23 protein-coding genes are annotated in these 23,979 nt (G+C 67.0%); 15 read left to right on the top strand and 8 right to left on the bottom strand.

Going from position 1 to position 23,979, the window contains the following annotated elements; genetic code table 11:
- Positions 1-25: 25 nt before the first annotated feature.
- Complete coding sequence (locus KBW95_RS18715; RefSeq protein WP_211529016.1) at positions 26-1,378, bottom strand: GIN domain-containing protein; 1,353 nt, start codon at positions 1,376-1,378, stop codon at positions 26-28.
- Positions 1,379-1,578: 200 nt separating this feature from the next.
- Here KBW95_RS18715 and KBW95_RS18710 point away from each other — a divergent pair, with 200 nt between their 5' ends.
- From KBW95_RS18710 to KBW95_RS18680, 7 genes are all read left to right on the top strand, one after another.
- On the top strand, positions 1,579-2,064 hold the full coding sequence (locus KBW95_RS18710) for a hypothetical protein (RefSeq protein WP_373888823.1): 486 nt from the start codon (positions 1,579-1,581) through the stop codon (positions 2,062-2,064).
- A gap of 6 nt (positions 2,065-2,070) precedes the next feature.
- The gene (locus KBW95_RS18705; RefSeq protein ID WP_211529015.1) at positions 2,071-3,666 is read left to right on the top strand and encodes an ExeA family protein; all 1,596 of its coding nucleotides are present in this window, start codon (positions 2,071-2,073) and stop codon (positions 3,664-3,666) included.
- Position 3,667: 1 nt separating this feature from the next.
- A complete protein-coding gene (locus tag KBW95_RS18700) occupies positions 3,668-4,348 on the top strand; it encodes a general secretion pathway protein GspB (RefSeq protein ID WP_211529014.1) in 681 nt (226 codons plus the stop codon).
- Positions 4,320-4,895 (top strand): molybdopterin-guanine dinucleotide biosynthesis protein B, encoded by a 576-nt coding sequence (mobB, locus tag KBW95_RS18695; RefSeq protein WP_373888822.1) that lies wholly within the window; start codon positions 4,320-4,322, stop codon positions 4,893-4,895. The genes KBW95_RS18700 and mobB overlap by 29 nt, the downstream gene beginning before the upstream one ends.
- A 31-nt stretch (positions 4,896-4,926) precedes the next feature.
- On the top strand, positions 4,927-5,124 hold the full coding sequence (locus KBW95_RS18690; protein WP_211526736.1) for a YjfB family protein: 198 nt from the start codon (positions 4,927-4,929) through the stop codon (positions 5,122-5,124).
- Positions 5,125-5,185: 61 nt separating this feature from the next.
- Entirely contained in the window at positions 5,186-5,482 is a 297-nt protein-coding gene (locus tag KBW95_RS18685) for a DUF2282 domain-containing protein (protein WP_211526735.1), read from the top strand.
- Between the two features lie 2 nt (positions 5,483-5,484).
- On the top strand, positions 5,485-7,128 hold the full coding sequence (locus KBW95_RS18680) for a DUF692 family multinuclear iron-containing protein (RefSeq protein ID WP_211529013.1): 1,644 nt from the start codon (positions 5,485-5,487) through the stop codon (positions 7,126-7,128).
- Positions 7,129-7,168: 40 nt separating this feature from the next.
- Here KBW95_RS18680 and KBW95_RS18675 read toward each other — a convergent pair whose 3' ends face one another.
- The 3 genes from KBW95_RS18675 to fumC form a co-directional block, all read right to left on the bottom strand.
- Positions 7,169-7,453, bottom strand: coding sequence for a DUF883 family protein (locus tag KBW95_RS18675; RefSeq protein WP_211526733.1), 285 nt, complete (start codon positions 7,451-7,453; stop codon positions 7,169-7,171).
- A gap of 126 nt (positions 7,454-7,579) precedes the next feature.
- Complete coding sequence (locus tag KBW95_RS18670; protein WP_211526732.1) at positions 7,580-7,792, bottom strand: RNA-binding S4 domain-containing protein; 213 nt, start codon at positions 7,790-7,792, stop codon at positions 7,580-7,582.
- Between the two features lie 55 nt (positions 7,793-7,847).
- Positions 7,848-9,242, bottom strand: coding sequence for a class II fumarate hydratase (fumC, locus tag KBW95_RS18665; RefSeq protein ID WP_211526731.1), 1,395 nt, complete (start codon positions 9,240-9,242; stop codon positions 7,848-7,850).
- A gap of 204 nt (positions 9,243-9,446) precedes the next feature.
- On the opposite strand from fumC, the gene KBW95_RS18660 reads away from it, so the two are divergent.
- Entirely contained in the window at positions 9,447-10,430 is a 984-nt protein-coding gene (locus KBW95_RS18660; RefSeq protein WP_211529012.1) for a hypothetical protein, read from the top strand.
- Positions 10,431-10,778: 348 nt separating this feature from the next.
- On the opposite strand, the gene KBW95_RS18655 is transcribed toward KBW95_RS18660, so the two are convergent.
- Positions 10,779-11,060 carry a flagellar protein FliT gene (locus tag KBW95_RS18655; RefSeq protein ID WP_211526864.1) on the bottom strand — a complete coding sequence of 94 codons (282 nt, stop codon included), beginning with the start codon at positions 11,058-11,060 and terminating at the stop codon, positions 10,779-10,781.
- Between the two features lie 333 nt (positions 11,061-11,393).
- Here KBW95_RS18655 and KBW95_RS18650 point away from each other — a divergent pair, with 333 nt between their 5' ends.
- The 4 genes from KBW95_RS18650 to KBW95_RS18635 all read left to right on the top strand — a co-directional run bounded on the left by KBW95_RS18650 (position 11,394) and on the right by KBW95_RS18635 (position 17,175).
- A complete protein-coding gene (locus tag KBW95_RS18650; RefSeq protein ID WP_211526863.1) occupies positions 11,394-14,018 on the top strand; it encodes a M1 family metallopeptidase in 2,625 nt (874 codons plus the stop codon).
- Positions 14,019-14,050: 32 nt separating this feature from the next.
- On the top strand, positions 14,051-16,105 hold the full coding sequence (locus KBW95_RS18645) for a M13 family metallopeptidase (RefSeq protein WP_211529011.1): 2,055 nt from the start codon (positions 14,051-14,053) through the stop codon (positions 16,103-16,105).
- A 203-nt stretch (positions 16,106-16,308) separates the two neighbouring features.
- A complete protein-coding gene (locus KBW95_RS18640; protein WP_211526861.1) occupies positions 16,309-16,926 on the top strand; it encodes a bifunctional 2-polyprenyl-6-hydroxyphenol methylase/3-demethylubiquinol 3-O-methyltransferase UbiG in 618 nt (205 codons plus the stop codon).
- A gap of 72 nt (positions 16,927-16,998) precedes the next feature.
- Entirely contained in the window at positions 16,999-17,175 is a 177-nt protein-coding gene (locus KBW95_RS18635; protein WP_211526860.1) for a CsbD family protein, read from the top strand.
- 44 nt (positions 17,176-17,219) lie between these two features.
- Here the strand turns inward: KBW95_RS18635 and KBW95_RS18630 are convergent, their stop codons facing one another.
- Entirely contained in the window at positions 17,220-18,317 is a 1,098-nt protein-coding gene (locus KBW95_RS18630) for an AI-2E family transporter (protein ID WP_211526859.1), read from the bottom strand.
- Between the two features lie 164 nt (positions 18,318-18,481).
- Between KBW95_RS18630 and KBW95_RS18625 the strand changes: the two genes are divergently transcribed.
- Positions 18,482-18,667, top strand: a complete 186-nt coding sequence (locus KBW95_RS18625; protein ID WP_211526858.1) for a CsbD family protein — start codon at positions 18,482-18,484, stop codon at positions 18,665-18,667.
- Between the two features lie 145 nt (positions 18,668-18,812).
- Here the strand turns inward: KBW95_RS18625 and KBW95_RS18620 are convergent, their stop codons facing one another.
- Both KBW95_RS18620 and KBW95_RS18615 read right to left on the bottom strand, forming a co-directional pair.
- A complete protein-coding gene (locus KBW95_RS18620) occupies positions 18,813-21,032 on the bottom strand; it encodes a S9 family peptidase (RefSeq protein ID WP_211529010.1) in 2,220 nt (739 codons plus the stop codon).
- 76 nt (positions 21,033-21,108) lie between these two features.
- Positions 21,109-22,509 (bottom strand): MATE family efflux transporter, encoded by a 1,401-nt coding sequence (locus tag KBW95_RS18615; protein ID WP_211526856.1) that lies wholly within the window; start codon positions 22,507-22,509, stop codon positions 21,109-21,111.
- Between the two features lie 162 nt (positions 22,510-22,671).
- Here KBW95_RS18615 and KBW95_RS18610 point away from each other — a divergent pair, with 162 nt between their 5' ends.
- Both KBW95_RS18610 and KBW95_RS18605 read left to right on the top strand, forming a co-directional pair.
- Positions 22,672-23,583, top strand: coding sequence for a DnaJ C-terminal domain-containing protein (locus tag KBW95_RS18610; protein WP_211526855.1), 912 nt, complete (start codon positions 22,672-22,674; stop codon positions 23,581-23,583).
- Positions 23,584-23,595: 12 nt separating this feature from the next.
- Entirely contained in the window at positions 23,596-23,907 is a 312-nt protein-coding gene (locus tag KBW95_RS18605) for a chaperone modulator CbpM (RefSeq protein WP_211529009.1), read from the top strand.
- Positions 23,908-23,979 lie beyond the last annotated feature (72 nt).

The following is a 23,979-nucleotide window of genomic DNA, read 5'->3' as shown; positions in this document are numbered from 1 at the left end:
GATTGCCGCCGACCCTGCCGTTAGCTTACTGCGGCGCGTATTGCGCCGACTGCCGGCTGCCGCTGCGGTCGACCACCAGCAGCTGGGCGTTCTGGTGGCGCTCGCGGCCGGCGACGTTGACGGCCGCCGTGCCCGGACCGCGCACCGCGATGTCGGCGCGGCCGGCCAACAGCTTGCGGCCTTCCAGGCTGCCCGAGCCGCTGCTCTGGGCGCGCACCAGGTCGACCTTGCCGTCGATATGGGCGCTGCCCGGGCCGCTCATCCTGAGCAGCAGGCGCTTGCCCGACATGGTCGCGGTCAGGTCGCCCGAGCCGCGCAGCTCGCCGTCCAGGGTGTCTTCCACCTGGGCCAGCTCCACCGTGCCGGGACCCTGGCTCTTGACCACGGCCTTCCTGACCTTCAGGCCTTCGCCGTCCAGGTCGCCCGAACCGGTAAGGATCGCGTTCAGCTCGCCCACGCTGCCGCTGAGGGTGGCGTTGCCCGGTCCGTCCATGCGCACCACGGCCGTCCTGGCCTGCAGGCCGGCCGCGTTCAGTTCACCCGAGCCGGTGATCAGGGCGTCGAGCTTGCGGATGGCGCCGCCCACGCAGGCGTTGCCCGGCCCGTGCTGCACCGTGCTTACGGTCTCCGCCGCCAGCGAGCAGGCCTGGAAGTCGCCCGAACCGCTGACTTCGGCGCGTACTTCGCGGCTGCTGCCGTTCAGTTTCATGCCGCCCGGACCGCTGAGGCGGGCCTGCAGGCGCGCCAGGCGCAGGTCGTCGCCTTCGAGGTCGCCCGAGCCGCTCAGGTTGGCCACCAATTCGTTGCCGACGCCGGACAGGTGCACGTCGCCGGGACCGGACATGGTCAGCTCGACGTTGGCCGCCTTGATCCGGTGCAGGTCGGCGTCGCCGCTGCCGCTCACGCGCACGCTCAGCTCGCGCACCGCGCCGGAGGCTTCCAGGTCGCCCGGACCGTCGACGCTGAGGGCGAAGCGGTCGCCGCTCACGTGGTCGAGCTCGACGTCGCCGCTGCCGGACATCTTGAGGCTGTTCAGCTGGCCGGCGGTGATGTGGATGACCACGCTGTCACGGCGTTTGCCGAAGCTGAACTGGAAGCCGTTGCGCTGTACCGGGCGCACCACCAGGGTGTCGCCGCGCAGGACGGTCTCGACCTCGTCGAGCTGCTTGCGCTCGCCGCTCAGCTCGATGCCCGGACGGCCCTGGGCGCGCACCACCACGTGGTAGGGGCCGGACAGCTCGATCGCGCTGAAGGCGCCGACCGTGCGCTGTTCGGTGACCGCGCCTGCGGGCGGCTGCTCGGCGTAGCTGACCCGGGTGGCAAGGAAGCCGGCGCCGATGGCGGCGGCCAGGAGAGTGTGCTTGAGGGCGGTGTTCATCGTGTTGTGGGCGACAGGATCGAGGGGAGGTTGAACGATAGGGCAGGGCGGGCGACACCGCCCGGAGAAAACGACAGACGCACAAAAACGTGGTGTAAAACGCAAATTTTCGGGATGAGCTGCTGGGCCGTTGCGGCCGCCTGTCGCCATTGGCCTGCGCTTGGCCCATAATGGATGGATTGTCGAACGAGTGTCTTCCCGTGATCCGCCACCAGGTCCGAGCTGTTCTTACCCATGTTGCATGCGCCGCCGTCGGGCTGGCGTGTGCGCACGCGCAGGCGGCGCCCTCGACCTTCGGCCCCGTGATCGGCAGCGCGCTGCTGTGCCGCAGCCAGCTCGACAATGCGTATTTCCGTTCCTACCTGACCCAGGCCTTCGGCCCTTCCTACAAGCGCGAAGGCGGGGCGTACTGGTTCCGCACCGACGCCACCCTGTGGGGCGCGAAGGTGCGCGAGGTGATGGTCAGCGACGACAGCAGCGAGATCGTGTTCGTCGGCGCCATCACCGACAGCACTCCGGAAGAGCTGGAAAAGTCGGTGCGCGCCCGGGCCGGCATCCCTTTCCGCGCCCAGGACGGTTCGCCTTTCCCCTTGCGCAAGTCGAATCCCGGCAGCACGATCGCGTACATGAATGACAAAAGCAAAATATACTGCGCAAAGTTCAAACCGCAGCCGCCAGGACGCTAGCGACGCATGTACCAACATTTCTTCCAGCTGAAGCAGGACCCCTTCTCGATCGCGCCCGACCCGCGCTACCTGTTCATGAGCGAGCGCCACCGCGAGGCGCTGGCCCACCTCCTGTACGGCATCGGCAGCGGCGGCGGCTTCGTGCTGCTCACCGGCGAGATCGGCGCCGGCAAGACCACGGTGTGCCGCTGCTTCATCGAGCAGATTCCCGAGAACTGCCGCCTGGCCTATATCTTCAACCCGAAGCTGACGGTGGAAGAGCTGCTCCTCACGGTGTGCGACGAATTCCACATCGCGCTGCCGCCGGCCGGGCCGTCGCCCTTCGGCGTGAAGGGCTATGTCGACGCCATCAACCGCTACCTGCTGGAGGCGCACGCCCAGGGCCTGAATAACGTGCTGGTGATCGACGAGGCCCAGAACCTGTCGCCCGAGGTGCTGGAGCAGCTGCGCCTCCTGACCAACTTGGAAACCAGCGAGCGCAAGCTGCTGCAGATTATCCTGATCGGCCAGCCGGAACTGCGCAGCATGCTGGCGCGCCCGGAACTCGAGCAGCTGGCCCAGCGCGTGATCGCGCGCTATCACCTCGGCCCGCTGTCGGAACAGGAAACCGGCGCCTACATCGCGCACCGCCTGGCGGTGGCGGGGGCCGTCGGCGCGCCGATTCCCTCGGCATTGACGCCGCAGATCCACCGCCTGACGCAGGGCGTGCCGCGCCGGATCAACCTGCTGTGCGACCGCGCGCTGCTCGGCGCCTATGTCGAGAACAGCCCGCAGGTCACGCGCCGCATCCTGCAGAAGTCGGCGCAGGAAGTGTTTGCCGGCGAGGCGCCGGCGCCGCGTCCCGCTGCGCGCTGGCCGATGCTGGCGGGCGGCCTGCTGGCGGGCGCCGCCTTGAGCGCGGCAGCCGCCTGGCAGATGCTGCCGCAGCCAGAGGTGAATCCGGCCGTGGCCGCCGCTCCGCCGGCGCGGGCCGTGCCTGTGAAAACCTCCTCGCCCGCCGCTGTCGCCGTCCCGGTCCAGGAGAGCGAACACGATGCCTTGCGCGCGCTGGCCGCGTTGTGGGGCGAGCCGCTCGCGGGCGGCCAGCCCTGCGAAGCGGCGTTGCGCCTGAACCTGCGCTGCCACCAGGGCAGGGGAGGCCTGTACGAACTGCGCCTGCTCGACCGGCCGGCCGTGGTGACCCTGCACGAGGGGCCGCGCACCGGCTATGCGGTGCTGGTCGGCATGGATGCCGCCAGCGTCACGCTGGAGGCGGACGGCAAGCGCGAGCGCGTCGACCTGGCCACCTTCATCAACCGCTTCGGCGGCGAGTTCACGACCTTCTGGCGCGTGCCGCGCGCTTTCCGCGATCAGGTGGCCGAAGGCGACCGCGGGCCGGACGTCGACTGGCTCGCCACCAGCCTGGCTACCCTGAACAAGGCTGATTCGCCCGGCGCCGACCAGCCTTTCGACGCGCGCACCAGGGAATGGCTGCGCGCCTTCCAGGCGGCCCAGAACCTGAAGGCGGACGGCGTCGCCGGGCCGCGCACCTACATGCGTCTCAACCAGCTGTCCGGCGTGCCGGAACCGCACCTGCTCGCCGCCGCTGGGAAGACCCCCTGATATGTCCTATATCCTCGAAGCCCTCAAGAAAGCCCAGGCCGAGCGCCAGCTCGGCAACGCGCCGACCATCCATGCGCCGGCCCCGAGCTATGCGGCGCCGGCCGGCACGGCGGGCGGCAAGCACCGTACCCTCCTGATCGGACTGGGCGCGGGCGCCGTCGTGGCAAGCGCCGCCGTCCTGTGGCTGCGCGCGCCGGCCGAGCAGCCGGTCAAGCTGGCGGCTGCGCCGGCGGTGAGCGCTCAACCGGCCGCGCCTGCGGCCGCGCCGCCGGTGACGATCGCGCCGCCGCCAGTGATCGCGCCGCCACCGGCGAATCCGGAACCGCGCGCGGCGGCGAAGCCGGTACGCGAGCCCACTCCGCCCAAGCCCGAGCGCAAGCCTGAACCGGCGCCGGCCGCACCAGCGCCACAGCCGGAACCGGCCCGGGTGGCGCCGGCGCCCGCGCCGGAAGACAATGTGCGCAGCCTGCAGGAACTTCCGGAAGCGCTGCAGCGCGAGATCCCGAAGGTCGCCTTCGGCGGCTACATCTACTCGCCCAACGCGGCCGAGCGCCTGCTGCTGGTCGACAAGATGCTGCGCCGCGAAGGCGAGGAGGTGGCGCCGGGCCTGGTGCTGGAACGCATCCTGCCCAAGGCGGCCGTGATGAACTACCGTGGCAACCGCTACCGTGTCGGCTATTGAGGGCGGCGGCAGGGTGCTGGCCGTGGTCGGCTGGTCCGGCAGCGGCAAGACCACCTTGCTGGAATTCCTGGTCGGCCGGCTGGCCGCCGAGGGCGTCCGCGTGAACGTGGTCAAGCACAGCCACCACGACATCGAACTGGAGCCGCCGCGCAAGGACAGCGCCCGCCTGCGCATGGCCGGCGCGGCCGAGGTCATGATCGCCTCGCCCTACCGGGTGGCGATCCTGCGCGAGCTGCGCGGCGCCGAGGAGCCCTCGCTGGCCGAGCACCTGGCGCGCCTGGCGCCGGCCGACCTGACCCTGGTCGAGGGCTACAAATGGGAGATGCTGCCCAAGCTGGAAGTATTCCGCCCGGCGCTGGGCAAGCCGGCGCTCTATCCGCAGGATGCCGATATCGCCGTGGTCGTGTCCGACGTGCCCCGTCCGCCGGACGCGGGGCAGGGTGTCGCCTGGCTGGACCTGAATGCGCCGGATCAAGTCCTGGCGTGGCTGCGCGACTTCTTGCACGCCAGCCCTCAAGTTCCGGTCCAGGCTGCCGTTAACGGCTGATACGCCTCATTGGGCGAATCAGGAGAACAGCATGGATGTCACCGGAATTGCCAAGCTGGCAACCAGCGTCGCCGAAACCGGCAACCGCCAGGAAGTGGCGCTCGCCGTGCTCAAGCGCGCGCAGCAGATTGAGATGTCGTCGGCCACCCAGCTGATCGAAGCGGTGCAGGCGACGTCGTCCGCCAACCTGCCGCCGCACCTGGGCAACAAGATCAACACCACCGCCTGAGCTTGATTTTCCCGCGCGGCGGGGCGACACTGGCGTGTTGCCTCGTCCACCGGAGATATTCATGTCGCACCGCCACGCCCTGATCGCCGCCGCCCTGGCCGGCGTTTGCACCGCCCCGGTTCACGCCACCGGCCAGGAGGAAATGGGTACGCCCAAGGCCGACCAGGAAATGTGCTACGGCGTGGCCAAGGCCGGCCAGAACGACTGCGGCACCGCCACCCACGGCTGCATGGGCGCCGCCGCCACCGACAACGATCCGGGCGAATGGAAATTCGTCGCCAAGGGCAGCTGCACCAAGCTGGGCGGCTCGCTCAAGCCGGGCAAGGCGAAGGCCGAGCCGGCCCCAGACACCAAGTAAGCATGTCCCTGCCGCAGGCGGGTGTCGGCATCGGGCTGCGCCCGCCGCATGTCCGCGCCTTCCTCGCGCAGCGCCAGCCGGTCGGCTGGCTCGAAGTCCACTCCGAAAACTATCTCGCCCGCGCGGGCTGGGACTGGCACGTGCTGCGCCGCCTGCGCGAGGATTATCCGCTCAGCCTGCACGGCGTCGGCCTGGGGCTCGGCTCGGCGCGCGGCTTTTCCGAGGACCACCTGGCGCGGGTGCGCGAACTGGTCGAGGCGGTCGATCCCTTCCTGGTGTCCGAGCATCTGTGCTGGGGCGCGCTGGCCGACCGCCAGCTGAACGACCTGCTGCCGCTGCGGCTCGACGCCGCTTCCCTGGGCCTGCTGTGCGCCCGCGTCCAGCGCGTGCAGGAGCTGCTGCGCCGCCGCATCCTGGTCGAAAACGTCTCGCGCTACGTGCGCTTCCGGGACGACACCATGAGCGAAGCCGCATTCCTGGCCGAACTGGCGCGCCGCACCGGCTGCGGCATCCTGCTCGACGTGAACAACCTGTATGTGAACCAGCGCAACCACGGCGAGGATGCGCTGGCGGCCATCGCCGCCTTGCCCGTGGGGAGCGTGGGCGAAATCCACCTGGGCGGCCACCTCGAGACGCCGGAGGCAGTGATCGACCACCACGGCGCCGCCATCGCGCCGCCGGTGTGGGCGCTGTACCGCGCGGCGCTGGAGCGCTTCGGGCAAGTGCCCTCCCTGATCGAATGGGATACCGGCCTGCCGCCGCTGGAGGTGCTGCTGGAAGAGGCGGACAAGGCGCGCGCCATCGCAGCGCAGTTCGATGTGGCGGAACAAGCGCCCGCCCCAGTCCTCGCCACCCTCGCCGGGCAGGCCGGCGCGCCGGACCTGGCCGAGCTGCAGGAAGGCTTCGGCAGGGCGCTGGCCGATCCCGCCGCCACGGCGCCGGACATGGTCGTGGATGCGGCGCGGCTGGCCGTCTATCGCGGCAACCTGGCGGAAAACTGGCGCCGGGCCCTGGCCAACGCCTATCCCGTCGTCGAACAGCTGGTCGGCGCGGAATTCTTCGGCGGCCTGGCGCGCGCCTATGGCAAGGCGCATCCTTCGCAAGACCCTGACCTGAACCGCTTCGGCGCCCGGTTCGCGGTCTTCCTCGACGGCTTCGCGCCGGTCGCCGACTTGCCCTGGCTGGCCGACATGGCGCGCCTGGAATGGGCCTTGCACCTGGCCTGGCAGGTGCCCGACGTGACGCCGCTGGCCGTGGAGGCGCTGGCCGGCTGGGACCCGGCCCGGCTGGCCGATGCGCGGCTGGTCCTGCACCCGGGCTGTTCGCTGCTGCACAGCCGCTGGGAGGTGGCGCAACTGTGGCTGGCGCACCAGGAGAATGGCCCGGCCTTCCCGGAGACGCTGGACGCGCCTTGCCATGCGCTGCTCACGCGCAGGGGCTGGCAAGGGGAGGTGACCGCCATCAGCCGGGCCGACTACCTGGCCTTGAGCAGGCTGGCGGCGGGAGATAGTATCGCCGCGGCGCTGGACGCGGCCCTGGCCGATGCGGAAGAACGTGGAGAGGATCTGCCGGAGGTGGGCGCAATGCTGCGCCGCTGGTTCGGCCTGGGCGCCGTGGCCGCGATTGCGGCGGACGGCGTCCGCTAGGCGTGGCCGAAGGAAGGCTGGCGAATTCTGGGGGACTGGATCAGTGGAAGGCGCGCAGGATGCGGTCTTCGCCGGTGCGGTCGCGGAAACGCTCGTTGGCGGCGCGGGTGGCGGCCATCATGCGCTCCAGCTGGGCGTCCTCGAAGCGCGCCAGTTCCTCGTTGGCCGCTTCCAGCGCCAGCGCCAGTTTCGCGCGCGCGTTCTGGTACAGCGTGCTGGTGTAGTGATCGGTATTCTTGAGCAGTTCTTCCGCGTTCTCGATCACGAGCCGCAGGTCGCCGATCAGCTGCTCTTGCGACTGCTGATGCTGTTCCGGGGTTTCCATCGCCTTCACCTTTTAAGCCCGATTGATGACGTCTTAAAATATAAACAAGGAAGCCCCGCTTTGTTTGTTAGCGCGCAAACATAGCCGACACAGCGGCAGCGCGCTTTTTGCGCTTTTTTTGCCGGCTTATTGCACGCGAATCTGCAGGTCGCCGACCGAGACGGTCTGCCCGCTGCGGATCTTGGCGGTCTTGCGCAGCTCCTGTTTGCCGTCGACCGACACCGCGCCGCTGGCGACCATGTTCTTGCCGGCGCCGCCGCTGTCGACCAGGCCGACCAGCTTCAGCAGCTGGTTGACCTCGACGAATTCTGATGTCAAATCGAAAACTATTTTTTGCATTCTATCCTCGGGGTGGTAAGGGCGGCGTACGATAGCCGAGGCCGCCTGTAGGTGTTCAGACGCGGTCCGGACGGGTCATCTCGATGGGGACGATCCACTGGTCGAACTGCTGCTCGTCGACAAAACCGGTCTGCAGCGCGGCTTGGCGCAAGGTCAGGCCTTCGCTGGAGGCCTTCTTGGCGATCTGCGCGGCGCGATCATACCCGATATGCGGCGCCAGCGCGGTTACCAGCATCAGCGATTTTTCCATCAGCTCGCCGATGCGGGCGTGGTTCGGCGCTATCCCCTTGGCGCAGTGCTCGTCGAAGGAGCGCATGCCGTCGGCCAGCAGCCGCGCGCTTTGCAGGAAATTGTGCGCAATCATGGGCTTGAACACGTTCAGCTCGAAGTTGCCCTGCGAGCCGCCGACCGTGATCGCCACGTCGTTGCCGAACACCTGGCAGCACAGCATGGTGAGCGCCTCGCACTGGGTCGGGTTGACCTTGCCCGGCATGATCGAGCTGCCCGGCTCGTTCTCGGGAATCGTGATCTCGCCCAGGCCGGAGCGCGGGCCGGAAGCCATCCAGCGCACATCGTTGGCGATCTTCATCAGGGCGGTGGCCAGGGTCTTGAGCGCGCCGTGGGCGGCGACCATGGCGTCGTGGCCGGCCAGGGCCATGAACTTGTTGGGCGCGCTCTTGAAGCTGAGGCCGGTGCGCGAGCCCAGTTCGGCGGCGATGCGCGGTGCGAAATCCGGGTGGGCGTTCAGGCCGGTGCCCACGGCGGTGCCGCCGGCGGCCAGCAGCAGCAGGCCGGGCAGGGAAGCCTTGATCGCCTGTTCCGAATACTCGAGCTGGGCCACGTAGCCGGAGAATTCCTGGCCCAGGGTCAGCGGCGTGGCGTCCTGCAGGTGGGTACGGCCGATCTTGACGATGTCGGCGAAGTCGCGCGACTTGATCTCCAGGGTCTGGCGCAGCCTGGCCAGGGCCGGCAGCACGTCCTTGGCGACCGCGGTCGCGGCCGCCACGTGCATGGCGGTCGGGAAGATGTCGTTCGAGGACTGGCCCATGTTGACGTGGTCGTTCGGATGCAGCTGGCGCGCCTCGCCGCGCTCGCCGCCCATCAGCTCCGAGCCGCGGTTGGCCAGCACCTCGTTCATGTTCATGTTGCTCTGGGTGCCGGAACCGGTCTGCCAGACGGCGAGGGGGAATTCGTCCGGGTGGCGGCCCTCCAGGACCTCGTCGGCCGCCTGGATGATGGCGTTGGCCTTGTCGGCCGGCAGCTTGCCGAGCGAGCGGTTGACGGCCGCCGCGGCGCGCTTGACCTGGGCCAGCGCGGCCACCAGCTCGGGCGCCATGCGCTCGGTGGAGATATGGAAGTGGTGCAGCGAGCGCTGGGTCTGCGCGCCCCACAGATGGTCCGCCGGCACCTCGATCGGGCCGAAACTGTCCTTCTCAATCCTGTTTTCCATAGGAGGTCCTGTGTATTGAGTCCTAGTCAACTTCTCTAATGCACCGCTGGGATTAAAGAGTTTAGCGCAATGTCCGTTATTTACGTTCAGGTACCTCTTTTCGTCTTCCCTATGGCCAGCCGCCTTCCACTGTTATTCTCTTGCGCGCTCCTGGCGAGCGCTGCCGGCGCTGCCGAACTGGGCGACCAGCGTGTCAGTTCCCATATGGGCCAGCCGCTGGTGGCCGACATCGAACTGACGCTGGTCGAGCACCCGGCCGCCAAGGTCGAGGTGCGCCTCGCGCATCCGAATGTCTATCGCGGCGCGAATATCGGCATGCCGCAGGTGCTGTCGACCTTGAACATGTCTGTGATGCAGCGCGACGGCCGCCAGTTCCTGCACGTCACCTCGCGCGCACCGGTTGAATCAAGCCACCTGCATTTGTATCTGGAGCTCAGCGATGGCGGCCAGCGCAGCGTGCGCCTGGCAACCCTGTGGCTGACGCCGGACCCGACCCCGGCGGCGCCGCCGGCGGCCGTGGCCGCCCCGGCGCCGGTTCCCGTTCCGCCGCCTGTCGTCGCCCCGGCGCCGAAGCCGGCGCCCAAGGCGGTCGAGCCTGCGCCTGTGGCCACGGCGGCGCCCAAGCCCACGCCGAAGCCGGCCGAACCCGCTCCTGCTCCTGCGCCGAAGCCGGCCAAACCCGCTCCGGCGCCGAAGGCGGAGAAACCGGCGCCGCCGATCGTGCTGCCGCCGCCCGCACCGGCGCCCGGCGCCTGCGCCCCGGCGCCGCAGAGCGCGCCGTCCAAGGTCTGCGCGGCGCTCGACTACAAGAACACCCAGCTGCGCGAACAGATCGGCCAGCTGGAAGAGAAGGTGAAGGTGCTGCAGGTGGCGATGGGCGCCAGCCCGGCGGCGGTGACGGCGCCGAAGCCCGCGAAGGCCAAGCCGCGCAGGAAGCCGGTCCCGGAGCCGGTGGACGAGACGCCCTGGGGCTGGATCGGCGGCGGCATCGCGGCCTTGCTGGCGCTGGCCGGCGGGATCGTGGTGGCGAAGCGGCGGGGGAAACCGGTCAAGCCGCGTGCCGCCGCCGCGCCGAAAGCGCCCCTGATGGCACGCTTGCGCCAGCGTTTTCCTCGCAAGAAATCCGCTCCGAAAGCGGCCGAACCGACCTTGGAAGAGGATGCGCACGACACGTCTACACAAGCTTAAAATTTGCGTTATACTAATTCCGTGGTCGACGAGATCACAGACGGCGCAGGGTCTGGCGCAGCCACCACCGATAGCGTGGCGCGATAAGCAGGCAACCGTTGAATAAACGCCTGTGTCCGGAAGCAGTCCACTAGCCTGCAGCGGCGGTGGGCGCCGGAAGCAACCGGCAAGAGGCGACACCAGGAGATACCTGGTGCTCGCTCTCCACATTCCGCGGCTGAGCCAATGGCTTGGCTGCACCAAAAGCGCCCGAGGGCGCTTTTTTCATTTCCGGGATTGTGTTCGAGCTGCAGGGCGGGAAGTAAAAAAGGCGCACGAGGCGCCTTTGTCATTTTCGCAAGTTACTGCTCAGTGCGCTTGCATCGCACGGTCCAGCTGGCCCATCCACGGGTCGGTCACGTCGCGGATCGCGCGGTCGTTGGCCATCAGCTGCTTGAGCAGGTCGATCTTGCGCAGGCGCTTGGCGCCGTCCAGGGCCGGCACGCCGGTCGCGGCGGCGCGCGCTTCCACCTTGGCTTCGCTGCCGAGCTGGTCGAAATTCTTCCAATCCCCGGTCTGGGCCGCGCTCGCCATCTGGCCGGTGAGGGTGGCCAGGTTTTCGTACATCGAGAGGACTTCGTTCGCGGTCATGAGTGCACCAAGGCTGAAAACTCCGGCCGGATTGCCGGTTGTCTACATCGTTATCGGATGCACTTTCGGGAACTTTAGGGTTTTTTCAAAAAAATTTGAAAAATTTTTATAGGCAAGGAAAGTTGTCATTCAAGCATGGCAAATCGCTACGCCGTGTTTCAGCCGATGTGCCCTACAATGCGCGCTATTCCCCGTATTCGGCAGTTTGGCCCCGTTTTTTGCAGTCTGTCGCATTCGGGGCGCATGCGGGAGCAGGCTTGCATAGAGTGCAGCCTGAGAAGTTGCGCAGTCCGGCACGAGTCCGGACGCCCGAACAAGAACGAGAGAGACACCATGAGACATATGCCGGTCATGCGCAAGGCGGCTGCCCTTGCGCTTGCAGTCACGGCCGCCGCTGCCCAGGCAGAAGCGCCTTATTCGTTTGCCGCCACCCCGGGCAAGCTGCCCAAGGACGTGGTGCCCACCCAGTACGCCGCCCACCTGGTGGCCGACGTCCCCGGCAACACCTTCCGCGGCACCCAGACGGTCGACATCGAAGTCCTGAAGACCACCTCGGTCATCATGCTCAATGCCGACAACATGGAGATCGACGGCGCCAGCCTGTCCGGCAAGGGCCTGAGCCAGCTGAAATTGACGCCGATCCTGGACCGCAAACAGCAGACCCTGCGCTTCGAGCTGGCCCAGCCGCTGGCCCCCGGTAAATACCAGCTGGCGCTGCAGTTCCGCGGCCAGATCACGCGCGAGGCGCGCGGCCTGTTCTATGTCAACTACAAGGCGGGCGGGGCGGACAAGAAGCTGATCGCCACCACCATGGCGCCGACCGACGCGCGGCGCGTGCTGCCGACCTGGGACGAACCGGCCTTCCGCGCCCGTTTCAAGCTGACGGTCGACGTGCCGGGCAACTTCAAGGCCTATTCCACCACCCCCATCGAGAAACAGGAAAGCCTCGGCGGCGGCATGCAGCGCATCTCCTTCGGCAACACGCCCAGGATGCCGAGCTACCTGGTGGTGCTGGTGGCGGGCGAGATGGAGCGCCTGGCCGGAAAGCAGGACGGCGTCGACATCGGCATCGTCACCACCGAGGGCAAGCTGGGCTCGGCCGCCTTCCCGCTGGCCGCCTCGCGCGACCTGCTGCACTACTTCAACGACTACTTCGGCGTGCCGTATCCGCTGCCCAAGCTGGACCAGATCGCGATCCCGGGCGGTTTCAACGGCGCGATGGAAAACTGGGGCGCCATCGTCTACAACGAGCCGACCCTGCTGGTCGACCCGAAACGCAGCCCGGAGCGGGTCAAGAAGCTGTCCTTCGCCATCAATGCGCACGAACTGGCCCACCAGTGGTTCGGCAACCTGGTGACCATGGCCTGGTGGGACAACCTGTGGCTCAACGAAGGCTTCGCCTCCTGGATGGCGGCCAAGGCGACCCAGCACTTCCACCCCGAATGGCGTCCCTACCTGAGCGGCATCGCCGAGCGCGAGTACGTGCTCAACCTCGACGCGCGCAAGACCACCCACCCGATCCAGACCCCGGTCGACAACGAAGAGCAGGCCGCCGCCGCCTTCGACGCCATCACCTACCGCAAGGGCGAGGCCTTCCTGCGCATGCTCGAGGCCTACCTGGGCGAGGAATCCTTCCGCAAGGGCATCCGCGCCTACATGGCGAAGCACCAGTACTCGAACACCACCTCGGCCGACCTGTGGCAGGCGCTGGAAAAGGCCACCGGCAAGCCGGTCGAGAAGCTCGCCTCCGACTGGACCCTGCAGCCGGGCTTCCCGCTGGTGAAGGTGGAACAGGCCTGTGAGAACGGCAAGCGCAAGGTGACCCTGTCGCAGGAACAGTACCGCCTCGACGAACCGGCGACGGAAAAACGCCTGTGGAACATCCCCGTGCAGGTGGGCACCGTCAACGGCAAGGCCTGGACCATGCTGCTCTCGGGCCCGAGCCAGAGCTTTACCCAGGCCAGCTGCGAAGGCACGCTGGTGGTCGACCCGTACAGCGTGGGCTACTTCCGCGTGCAGTACGATCCGGCCAGCTTCCAGGCCCTGGCGGCCCAGGCGCCGCAGTTGCGCGACTCCACCCGTTTGAAACTGCTGACCGATGCCTGGAGCCTGGTGTCCGGCGGCCGCATGCAGCTGGACGGCTACCTGAAACTGGTCGAGAGCTACCGCGACGAGCCGCGCCTGGCCGTGTGGGATTCGATCCTGTCCAACCTGCGCACCCTCGACACCCTGGCGCGCGGCGAGCCGGAACAGGCCCTGATCCGGCGCTTCCTGATCGGCTTCGCGCGCCCGAAGTTCGACAAGCTGGGATGGGAAGAAAAGCCGGGCGAACCGGTCGAGGACGGCGAACTGCGCGGGATGCTGGCCACCGCGCTGGCGCGCGCAGCCGATCCGCAGGCCATCGCCGAGGGCAAGGCGCGCTTTGCGCGCTACCTGGAGAATCCGTCTTCGGTCTCGCCGGCCATGATCGACTTCGTCATGAGCACCGCCGGCCGCTACGCCGACGCCGCCACCTATGAGGCGCTGGCGGCGCGCGCCGCGGCCGCGCCCAACAGCGAAGAACGCAACCGCTTCGGCAAGGCGCTCACCAGCGCCCAGGACCCGGCATTGGCGGCGCGCACCATGAAGGCGCTGATTTCGCCGGACACCCCGCCGGACATCATTCCCTACATGCTGTTCGGCGTGGCCGGCGAGCACCTCGACCAGACCTGGGCCTTCGCCACCGCCAACCGCGACGCGCTGCTGCAGAACATGGAAGCCCTGGGGCGCTACGCCATGTTCGCCGGCATCGTCGGCTCCTCGTCCGACCCGCGCCATGCCGACATGATGGAAGCCTACGTGCGCAAGAACTTCGGCCCGGACGCCGTGGTCGAAGCCGAACGCATCGGCAATGGCGTGCGCATCCGCGCCGCTCAGAAGGAGCGCCTGCTGCCCCAGGTGCGCGCAGCTTTGAAATGACAACAATGACTTCACCAGGAGACAAGAAAGCCATGAAGACCCGCTGGACACCAGTTAAAACCGCCATCGCCCTGGCCCTGTGCGGCGCCACGTTCGCCATGACCCCCGGCTTTGCAGCGGAGCAGGGCGCAGCCGCCACCCAGGCCAAGCCGGCCGCCGCCACCATGCTGCCGGGCGACGACTTCTTCGCCTGGGCCAACAGCGAATGGCTGGCCAGCACCGAGATTCCGGCCGACCGCGGCGCCTGGAGCTCGATGCACGCCCTGGCCGACGAGACCAACCAGCGCATCGTCAAGCTGATCGAAGCCGCGGGCGCCGACAAGGCCGCCGGCGCCGAAGCGCGCAAGGTGGCCGACTTCTACAACGCCTACATGAACGAAGCGGCGATCGAAGCCGCCGGCGCCGCGCCGCTCAAGCCGCACCTGGCCAGGATCGAGGCGATCAAGTCGCGCACCGACCTGGCGCGCGTGCTGGGCGCCTCGCTGCGCGCCGACGTCGATCCGCTGAACGCCACCAACTTCGAGACCGAGAACCTGTTCGGCGTGTGGATCAACCAGGGCCTGAACGAACCCGGCCGCAACGTGCCCTGGCTGCTGCAGGGCGGCCTGGGCATGCCGGACCGCGCCTACTACCTCGACAACAATCCCAAGATGGCCGAGCTGCGCACCAAGTACCAGCAGCACATCGCCGCCATGCTGACCCTGGCCGGCTTCGACAAGGCCGAGGAACGCGCCCTGAAGATTTTCGCGCTCGAATCGGAGCTGGCGCAGAGCCACGCCTCGCGCGAAGAATCCGCCGACATCCAGAAGGCCAACAATGTCTGGACCGCCAAGGACTTCGCCAGCAAGGCGCCGGGCATGGACTGGAAGACCTTCCTGTCGGCCGCCGGCCTGGGCAAGCAGGACCGCTTCCAGGTCTATCATCCGGGCGCGGTGACGGGCGCGGCGCGCCAGGTCATGGCGACCGACATCGGAACCTGGAAGGACTACCTGGCCTTCCACCTGGTGAACCAGTACGCCAACACCTTGCCGAAGGCTTTCGGCGACCAGCGCTTCGCCTTCTACGGCAAGGCCCTGGGCGGCACCCCGCAGCAGTCGCTGCGCTGGAAGCGCGCGCTGTCGGCCACCAACGGCGCCATGGACGACGCGGTCGGCAAGCTCTATGTCGGCAAGTACTTCCCGGCCGAGAACAAGGCCCGCATCCAGCAGATGGTGGGCAACATCAAGGACGCCTTCGCGCGCCGCATCGACAAGCTCGACTGGATGGCTCCGGCCACCCGCGCCCAGGCCAAGGAAAAGGTCCGCACCATGTACGTGGGCATCGGCTACCCGGACAAGTTCAAGTCGTACGAGGGCCTGCAGGTTTCGCCGACAGACGCCTTCGGCAACGTGATCCGCGCGCAGCAGTTCCACTACCGGCAGCAGCTGGCCAAGCTGAGCCAGAAGCCAGACCGCAGCGAATGGTGCATGCCGCCGCAGCTGGTCAATGCGGTGAACCTGCCGATGCAGAACGCGCTCAACTTCCCGGCCGCGATCCTGCAGCCGCCGTTCTTCGATCCGCAGGCATCGGATGCGGCGAACTACGGCGCGATCGGCTCGGTAATCGGCCACGAGATCAGCCACAGCTTCGACGACATGGGCGCCCAGTTCGACGCCCAGGGCCGCCTGCGCGACTGGTGGACCAAGGAAGACCTGGCCCACTTCAAGGCCGCCTCGCAGAAGCTGGTGGAGCAGTATTCGTCCTATAAGCCCTTCGAGGACCTGGCGCTGAACGGCCAGCTGACCCTGAGCGAGAACCTGTCCGACCTGGCGGGCCTGGCGGCGGCCTACGATGCGTACAAGCTGAAAGGCGGCGAGAAGGCGGCGACCCAGGAGGCGGACCGCGAGTTCTTCACCGGCTACGGCCGCGCATGGCGCACCAAGATGCGCGAAGCCAGCCTGCGCCGCACGGTGCTGACCGATGGGCATGCGCCGGCGCAGTATCGCACCTATACCGTGCGTAACCTGGATGCGTGGTATGACGCGTTTGGGGTGAAGCCGGGGCAGAAGCTGTATCTGGCGCCGCAGGAGCGGGTGCGCGTTTGGTAAGTGCTTGGGTGCACATCATGCGCTAATGGTGTGCGTGCAAACGAGGCCGGTACGACGATTCAAAAGGAGCGGGCCAACAGCGTGTTTATCTCTGTTGCCAGCTTAAAAACCGTCGTTCCGGCGAAGGCCGGAACCCAATTCCCAAGCGTAGCGACTGCATTAGCGCTCGCCACATAAGCCGGCAACGCGTTACGATTCACCCCATGACCCCCGACGACATCACCCGCCGCACCCTCGAGCACTACAACCGCAGCGCCGAGGCCTTCTTCGCCGGCACCATCGAGCACGACGTCAGCCAGAACATCGATGCGCTGCTGTCCGCCATCACCGCCCCGGCCCCGTACACGATCCTGGACCTCGGCTGCGGCCCCGGCCGCGACCTGAAGACCTTCACCGCCCTCGGCCACCGCGCCATCGGCCTGGACGGCAGCGAAAAATTCGCCGACATGGCCCGCGCCTACAGCGGCTGCGAAGTCTGGCGCCAGGACTTCCTGCACCTCGACCTGCCGTCTTCGATGTTCGATGGCATCTTTGCCAACGCCGCCTTGTTCCACGTGCCCAGCGCCAACTTGCCGGACGTCCTGCAACACCTGTTCAACACCCTCAAGCCCGGCGGCGTCCTGTTCAGCTCCAATCCGCGCGGCCACAACGAGGAAGGCTGGAACGGCCCGCGCTACGGCAGCTATTACGACTATGAAACATGGGAACGCTTCCTGACCACCGCCGGCTTCACGCCGCTGCATCACTATTACCGTCCGGCAGGATTGCCGCGCGAACAGCAGCCCTGGCTGGCCAGCGTCTGGCGCAGGCCTGAGCGTTAACCAGCGTACAGAGTGGCCCGGCAATCGCGCCTAAGGTGAAGCTTCGATTCACTACAGCATGAGGTGACCAGGATGAACGACGACCAAATCAAAGGCCAGGCCAAGAACATCGGCGGCAAGATTCAGCAGAAAGTCGGCGAGGCCGTCGGCAGCCGCCAGCAGCAGCGCGAAGGCCTGTCGAACCAGGCCGAGGGCAAGGTCCAGGAAAAAGTGGGCGATGTGAAAGACATCGTCAAGGGCAACCGCTGATTCCCAGCCTTCTCAAACAAAAGCCGCGCAGTGCGCGGCTTTTTTCATCCCGAGTCCTTGCGGGCAGGCGTCCGGTCGCCCAGCACGTCTTCGATATAGAGCATCTTGACCAGCACCGACAGGACCGCCGCCAGCGGCGTCGCCAGCGCCACCCCGGCAAAGCCGAACAGGGTGCCGAAGATCAGTTGCATCACGATCACCAGGGCCGGAGGCAAGTCCACCGCGCGCGCTTCGATCAGCGGCTGCAGCAGATAGCCTTCGACCAACTGGACGCCGACGAACAGCAGCACCGTGTAGAGCGCGAGTTCGGGGCTGATCGACAGCGCCAGCAGCACGGCCGGCACGCCCGCCATGATCGGGCCGAGATAGGGAATGAAGTCGAGCAGGCCGGCAATGATGCCGAGGATCAGCGCCAGCGGCACACCCAGCATGCTCAGGCCGACCGAGGTCGCGATACCGACGATCAGCATCGACGCCGCCTTGCCCATCAGCCAGCTGGCCAGTGTATGGCCGAGCTCCTGCAGCACCTGGCGGGCGCGGTCGCGCCGGGTCTGCGGAATCAGGCGCACGGCGCCGCTGGTGTAGAGATGGGGTGTCGCTGCGAAGTAAATGCCGACGAACAAGATGATGATCACGTTGCCGACGGCGCCCAGCACGCCCGTGAAGAACAGGCCGGCGTTCGGCACCAGGTTGCCCAGCTGCTTGACGATGGTTTCCGGCGGCGGCAGTTCGGAGGCGATCCGCTTGAGCAGCGGATGCTGGGCCACTTCGTTCTGCAGCCGCTCCACGGCGGCCGGGATTTCTTTGGCGAGCTTGTTCGATTGTTCCGAGATCTGCGGCGCCATGGCCCAGCCGCCCAGGCCGATGATGGCGAGCAGGAGCAGCACGATCACGGTGAGCGCCACTTTGCGGTTCAGGCCGAAACGGCGGTGCAGGATGTCGCTCAGCTTGTAGAGCAGCACGGCGCACAGGATGCAGGCGAAGGTCAGCAGCAGGGCGTCGGCGGCCATGACGATGGCGGCGACGCCGAACAGGAACAGCACCGCGATGCCGTTGATGAGCGTGGCGCGGCGCGCTAGCCGGCGCTGCGCCTGCGGCGGTTCGGGCGGTGGATGCGAAGCGGTCGGGTGGTCGTCATGCATGGCCGATACCTCGGTGAGCGGCAGCGCCGCGTTGACAAAAGATTAGCATTTACCTTGATCAAACGTCGCGCGGATGAGCTGACGCGACTGTGTGCGGACGCGAACAGAAGAGCTGTATGTGGATTGCTATTCTGATATCACCGTGTGAATGAAAGGAGAAAGCCATGAACAAGGATCAAGTCGAAGGCAAACTGCAGGATATCGGCGGAAAGATTCAGGAAGAAGCCGGCAAGCTGGTGGATAGCCCTGAGCAGCAGGTGAAAGGCCTGAAGAACCAGGTCGAGGGCAAGACCCAGGAGAAGCTGGGCGATGCACGCGAAGCGCTGGATGAAGCGACGCGTCGTCGTTGAGCGTTTGCTTGGGTGAGTTGGGGAACAGCCGCCGGGAGGCGGCTGTTGTCATTTTGGGGTGTGCTGGGGAAGCCAGGTTTGCATGAGTAAGCGCACAAATAGAAACGGCCGCGATCACGCGGCCGTCTCCGGGGAAAAGCGCAGTTTACTTCGCCTGCGTCCCGCCCAGGTTCTTCTTGAAGAACGCCTCGATCATCCCATACACATGGCGCTGGTTCACCTTGCCCGAAATGCCATGCTTGGCGCCCGGATAGGTCATCAGGTCGAACTGCACATTACGCTTCACCAGCTCGTCGATCAGGCGGGTGGTGTTGGTGAACAGCACGTTGTCATCCGCCATGCCGTGGATCAATAGCAGCGGCGACTTCAGCCCATCCAGGTGCGCGAACACGCCGCTGCGCTTGTAGGCTTCCGGATCGCCCTTCGGCGTGCCGCCCACGAACTGCTCGGTGTAGTGGGTGTCGTACAGCGCCCAGTCGGTTACCGGCGCCACCGACACGCCCATTGCGATCTTGTCCGACGCCGCCGCCAGCAGGCGCAGGGTCATGAAGCCGCCATAGCTCCAGCCGAACACGCCCACGCGCTTCGGATCGACGAAGCTCTGCTGGCCCAGCCATTCGATGCCGGTCAGCTGGTCTTCGACTTCGTGCTTGCCCAGGTTGTTGTAGATGACGTCGGTGAACTGGCGCTCGCGGCGGCTCGAGCCGCGGTTATCCAGGCGGAACACCACGAAGCCCTGCTGCGCCATGTACTGGTCGAAGTAGTTGCCCCAGGCGCGGGTCACGCGCTGCGAGTGCGGGCCGCCGTAGGTGAACAGGAACACCGGATAGCGCTTGCTCGCATCGAAGTTGGCCGGCTTGATGATCGAGTAGTGCAGGGTCTGGCCATCCTTGGCCTTGATCGTGCCGTACTCGGTCGGCAGGTGGTCCGGCAGGTACTTGGCGTACGGGTGGTTCGCGTTCAGCTCGTTCTTTTCCAGCCACTCGACCATCGAACCGTCGGCGCGGCGGATCGACACCTGCGGCGGGGTGCGCGGGTTCGAGTAGGTGTCGACGAAGATCTTGCCGTTGCCCGCGAACGAAGCGTCATGCCAGCCGTCGCCGGTGGTGATGCGCGCCGGCTTGGCGGCGTTGCTGCCGTCCAGGTTCAGGGCATAGGTCTGCTTGTCGATCACGGCGTCGCGGTTCGAGGCCACGTACACCTTGCCGGCGTTCTCGTCGACCGCCAGGACGCTGTCCACGCCCCATTCGCCGGACGAGATCGGGTGCAGCAGCTTGCCGTCCAGGCCGTACAGGTAGAGGTGGTTGCGGCCGCTGCGTTCCGACGCCCAGATGAAGGCATTCTTTTTCTTCAGGAAGCGCAGGTCGTTGTGGATGCTGACCCAGGTCTTCGAGGTCTCGGAGAACAGCGGGCGCTGGGCCAGGGTGGCGACGTCCACGGCCAACAGGTCGAGGCGCTTCTGGTCGCGCGTCTGGCGCTGGTAGACCAGGGTCTTGGCGTCGGCGCTGAAGTCGGCGCGCACCAGGTAGATGTCCTTCTCGGCGCCCAGGTCGATCTTGCGCTGCTCGCCGCTGACCGGGTTGACGATCATCAGGTCGATCAGGACGTTCGGGTCGCCCGCGGCCGGGTAGTGCTGGTCGATCACTTCGGTGCGGTCGGCGAAGATCTCGAAGCGGCGCGCCACCGGCACCGGTGCTTCGTCATAGCGGCGGTAAGCGATGAAGGAATCGTCCGGCGCCCAGTAGTAGCCGGTGTGCTGGTCCATCTCTTCCTGCGCCACGAACTCGGCCTCGCCGTTGTGCACGGTGCCCTTGCCGTCGGTGGTCAGCTGGCGCTCGGCGCCGCTGCCCAGGTCGACCACCACCAGGTTCTGGTTGCGCACGAAGGACACATAGCGGCCCTTCGGCGAGATCTTCGGATCGATCACGTTGCCCGAGGCGATCTTGCGCGCGGCCTCAGGCTTGTCGGCATCGACCAGGTAGAGGTCGCCGGCGATCGGCACCAGCAGCTGGCGGCCGTCCGGGGACCAGAAATAGTTCAGGATGCCCGACAGGCCGGCGGTACGGGCGCGCTCGCGGCGCGCCTTCTCTTCCAGCGACAGCTCCTCGTTCGGCACCAGGCGCTTGGAATCGATCAGGCGCTGGGTTTTCTTGCTCTTGGTGTTGTACTCCCACAGGTCCAGCTGGTACTGGTTGTCGCTGCGGCCGCGCAGGAAGGTCACGCGTTCGCCATCGGGCGACACGCGCAGCGTGCGCACGCCGGGGCCGGCCAGGGCCGGTTCACCGTAGATGCGGTCCAGCGTCAGGCGTTCGGCCGAAGCGGGAGCGGCCGCGAGAGCGGCCAGGAGAAGGAGGAGAGGGCGCATAGAGTCTCTGGATCTAGTTAATTTAGTGCAACGGCGAGACGATACCAGAGTCGGGCTGGAAACGCTGTAAATATGCCTATGCACGCCCCTCGCGGATCCGCTGGCGCGCCAGCTTCTCGAACGACCAGGTGAGCAGCACCGCCGCCACCGTCAGGCCCATCACCAGGCCGATCCAGAAGCCGGTCGATTCCATCGGTGCGGCGGGCGCCCACGGGAACCATTGCGGCGCCAGGCCCAGGATGGAGCCGACCGGCAGCGACACGCCCCAGAAGGCCAGCAGCTGGATGATCATGGGCGGACGCGTCACGTGGTAGCCGCGGATGGCAGAGGCGGTGGCCACCTGGGTGGCGTCCGACAGCTGGAACAGGGCGGCGAACAGCAGCAGGTGGGCGGTGGCGGCCTGGACCGCCGGGTCCGAAGTGTAGGCAGCCGCGATTTCCCAGCGGAAGATGGCAATGCCCAGGGCCGAGAGCGCACCGAAGGCGACCGACATGCCCACGCCGACCCAGCCCACGAAGCGGGCGCGCACCGGATTGCCTTCGCCCATGGCCTGGCCGACGCGGGTCAGCATGCCGATCGCAAAGCTCAGCGGCACCATGAACACCAGCGAGGAAAAGTTGAGCGCCACCTGGTGCGAGGACACCTGCACCACGCCGAAGCGCGCCACCAGCAGGCTGATCAGGCCAAAGGCGCTGACCTCGGCGAAATAGGTGACGCCGATCGGCAGGCCGAGGCGCAGCATCGAAGCGATGGTCTTGCTTTCGGGACCCTCCCAGCGGTCGAAGGGATAGGTCATGCGATACGCGGGCGACAGCTTCACCCACCACACCATCAAGCCCAGCATCAGCCACATGCCGCTCGCCGTCGACACCGCGCAGCCGACCGCGCCCAGCGCGGGAAAGCCCAGGTTGCCGAACACCAGCAGCCAGTTCATCACCACGTTGTAGACCAGGCCGAAGATGGCGATCCACATGATGGGCATGGTCTGGTTGATGCTGGTCGTGTAGCCGTACAGCGCCCGGTAGCAGGCGAAAGCCGGCATGCCGATGCTGATGACGTGCAAGAACAGCGAGGCGCGGTCGGCTACGGCGGCTTCCAGGCCGACATGGTCGAACAGCAAGGTGCACAGGTTGGCGAACAGGCAGGCGACGATACCGACCAGCAGGCCTTTCCACATCGACTGGCGCACCGAATGCGGGACCTGGTCGTAGCGCGCGGCGCCGATCTCGTGGGCGACCACGGTATTGATCGCCATCATGGTGCCCATCACGGTGACGAGCACGATGGACCAGACCGAGGTGCCGAGGGACACGGCGGCCAGCTCTTCCGCGCTGACGTGCCCGGTCATGGCCACGTCCGCCACACCCATGCCCACGGTCGCCAGCTGGCCGACCAGCATCGGCCAGGACAGGCGCCACAGGGTGGCGATTTCGGTGCGGACGGGCGACGAGGTCGCGACGGAAACGGTGGCGGTCATGGCAATTCAGGTGCGCGGGGGAAAACCTCCGATTCTACTGTCTTATTGCTAAGTCCGCGTGATATTGGGGAGCGTGCTGCGGCCGCTTCTGGTTGAAATGCAAGCCGTCGACCATCACATATGGCGCATCTCACCCATCCAATCTGATCCAGGAGCAAGCTCGTGGAATACAAGGATTATTACCAGACCCTCGGCGTCGAACGCGGCGCCTCGGCGGACGAGATCAAGAAGGCCTACCGCAAGCTGGTGCGCAAGTACCATCCCGACGTGAGCAAGGAGGCCGACGCCGACCACAGGACCAAGGAAATCAACGAGGCCTACGACGTACTGGGCGACGCCGAGAAGCGCGCCGCCTACGATCAGCTCGGCCGCGGCCACCACGCTGGCGAGCAGTTCCGCCCGCCGCCCGACTGGAGCGAGCAGTTCGACTTCGGCGGCGCCGGGGGCGACGACATCTTCGCCGACCTGTTCGCCCACATGGGCCGTGGCCGGCACGCGCGGCGCGGCGGCTTCCAGATGCGCGGCGAGGACATCCACGCCGCGATCGCCATCGACCTGCGCGACGCCTACCAGGGCGGCAGCCGCACCGTCAGCCTGCGCGTGCCCCAGCACGACGCGCACGGGCGCGTGACGAGGCAGGAGAAGACGCTGAACGTCACGATTCCGAAGGGCGTCACGCCCGGCCAGCAGCTGCGGCTGACGGGGCAGGGGCACCCGGGCGCCGGCGGCGCGAAGGCGGGAGACCTCTATTTGGAGATCCAGTTCAATCCCGATCCGCGCTACCGCATCGAAGGCGTGCACGTGTACGAGAACGTGCCGGTGACGCCCTGGGAAGCCGCGCTCGGCGCCAAGGTGTCGGTGCCGACGCCGTCCGGTGCGGTGGAGGTCACGGTGCCGCCCGGCTCGCAGAGCGGACGCAAGCTGCGCCTGAAAGGCAGGGGTATTCCGGCGGCCCAGCCGGGCGACCTGTACCTGATCCTCGATGTGGTGTTGCCGCCCGCGAACAACGACCGCGCGCGAGAGCTGTACCAGGCCATGGCGCGGGATCTTGCGTTCAATCCCAGAACTGCGTGAGGAGCGAGAACGATGCAACGACATGATTCCTTGAGCGGCGTGCTGCTGGACGATACCGCGCTGACCCTGGACGAGCTGGCGTGCGCCTGCAACGTGGAACCCTCCTGGGTGGTGCGGCATGTGGAGGCGGGCGTACTGGGCGACGTGACGGTCGAGGTGACCGAATGGCGCTTTCGCAGCAATGACCTGGCGCGGGCGCGCCGCCTGCTGCACCTGGAACGCGACTTCGACGCCAACGAAGAACTGGCGGCGCTGGTGCTCGACCTGGCAGATGAAATCCGGAGGCTGCGCGGACGCCTGCATGCGCTTGGACTGAAGTCTTGAAGCTTGCATGGGCCCCCGCGCCCAACCAACCCTTGCGTCACCGCAAAACTTCCACGGCCAATCTGTCCGACC

The sequence above is a fragment of the Massilia sp. ZL223 genome, assembly GCF_018119395.1.
Taxonomy (GTDB): Bacteria; Pseudomonadota; Gammaproteobacteria; order Burkholderiales; family Burkholderiaceae_D; genus Telluria.
Note: the sequence above shows the minus strand (reverse complement) of the source record. Positions and strands in the feature narration are given on the sequence as shown.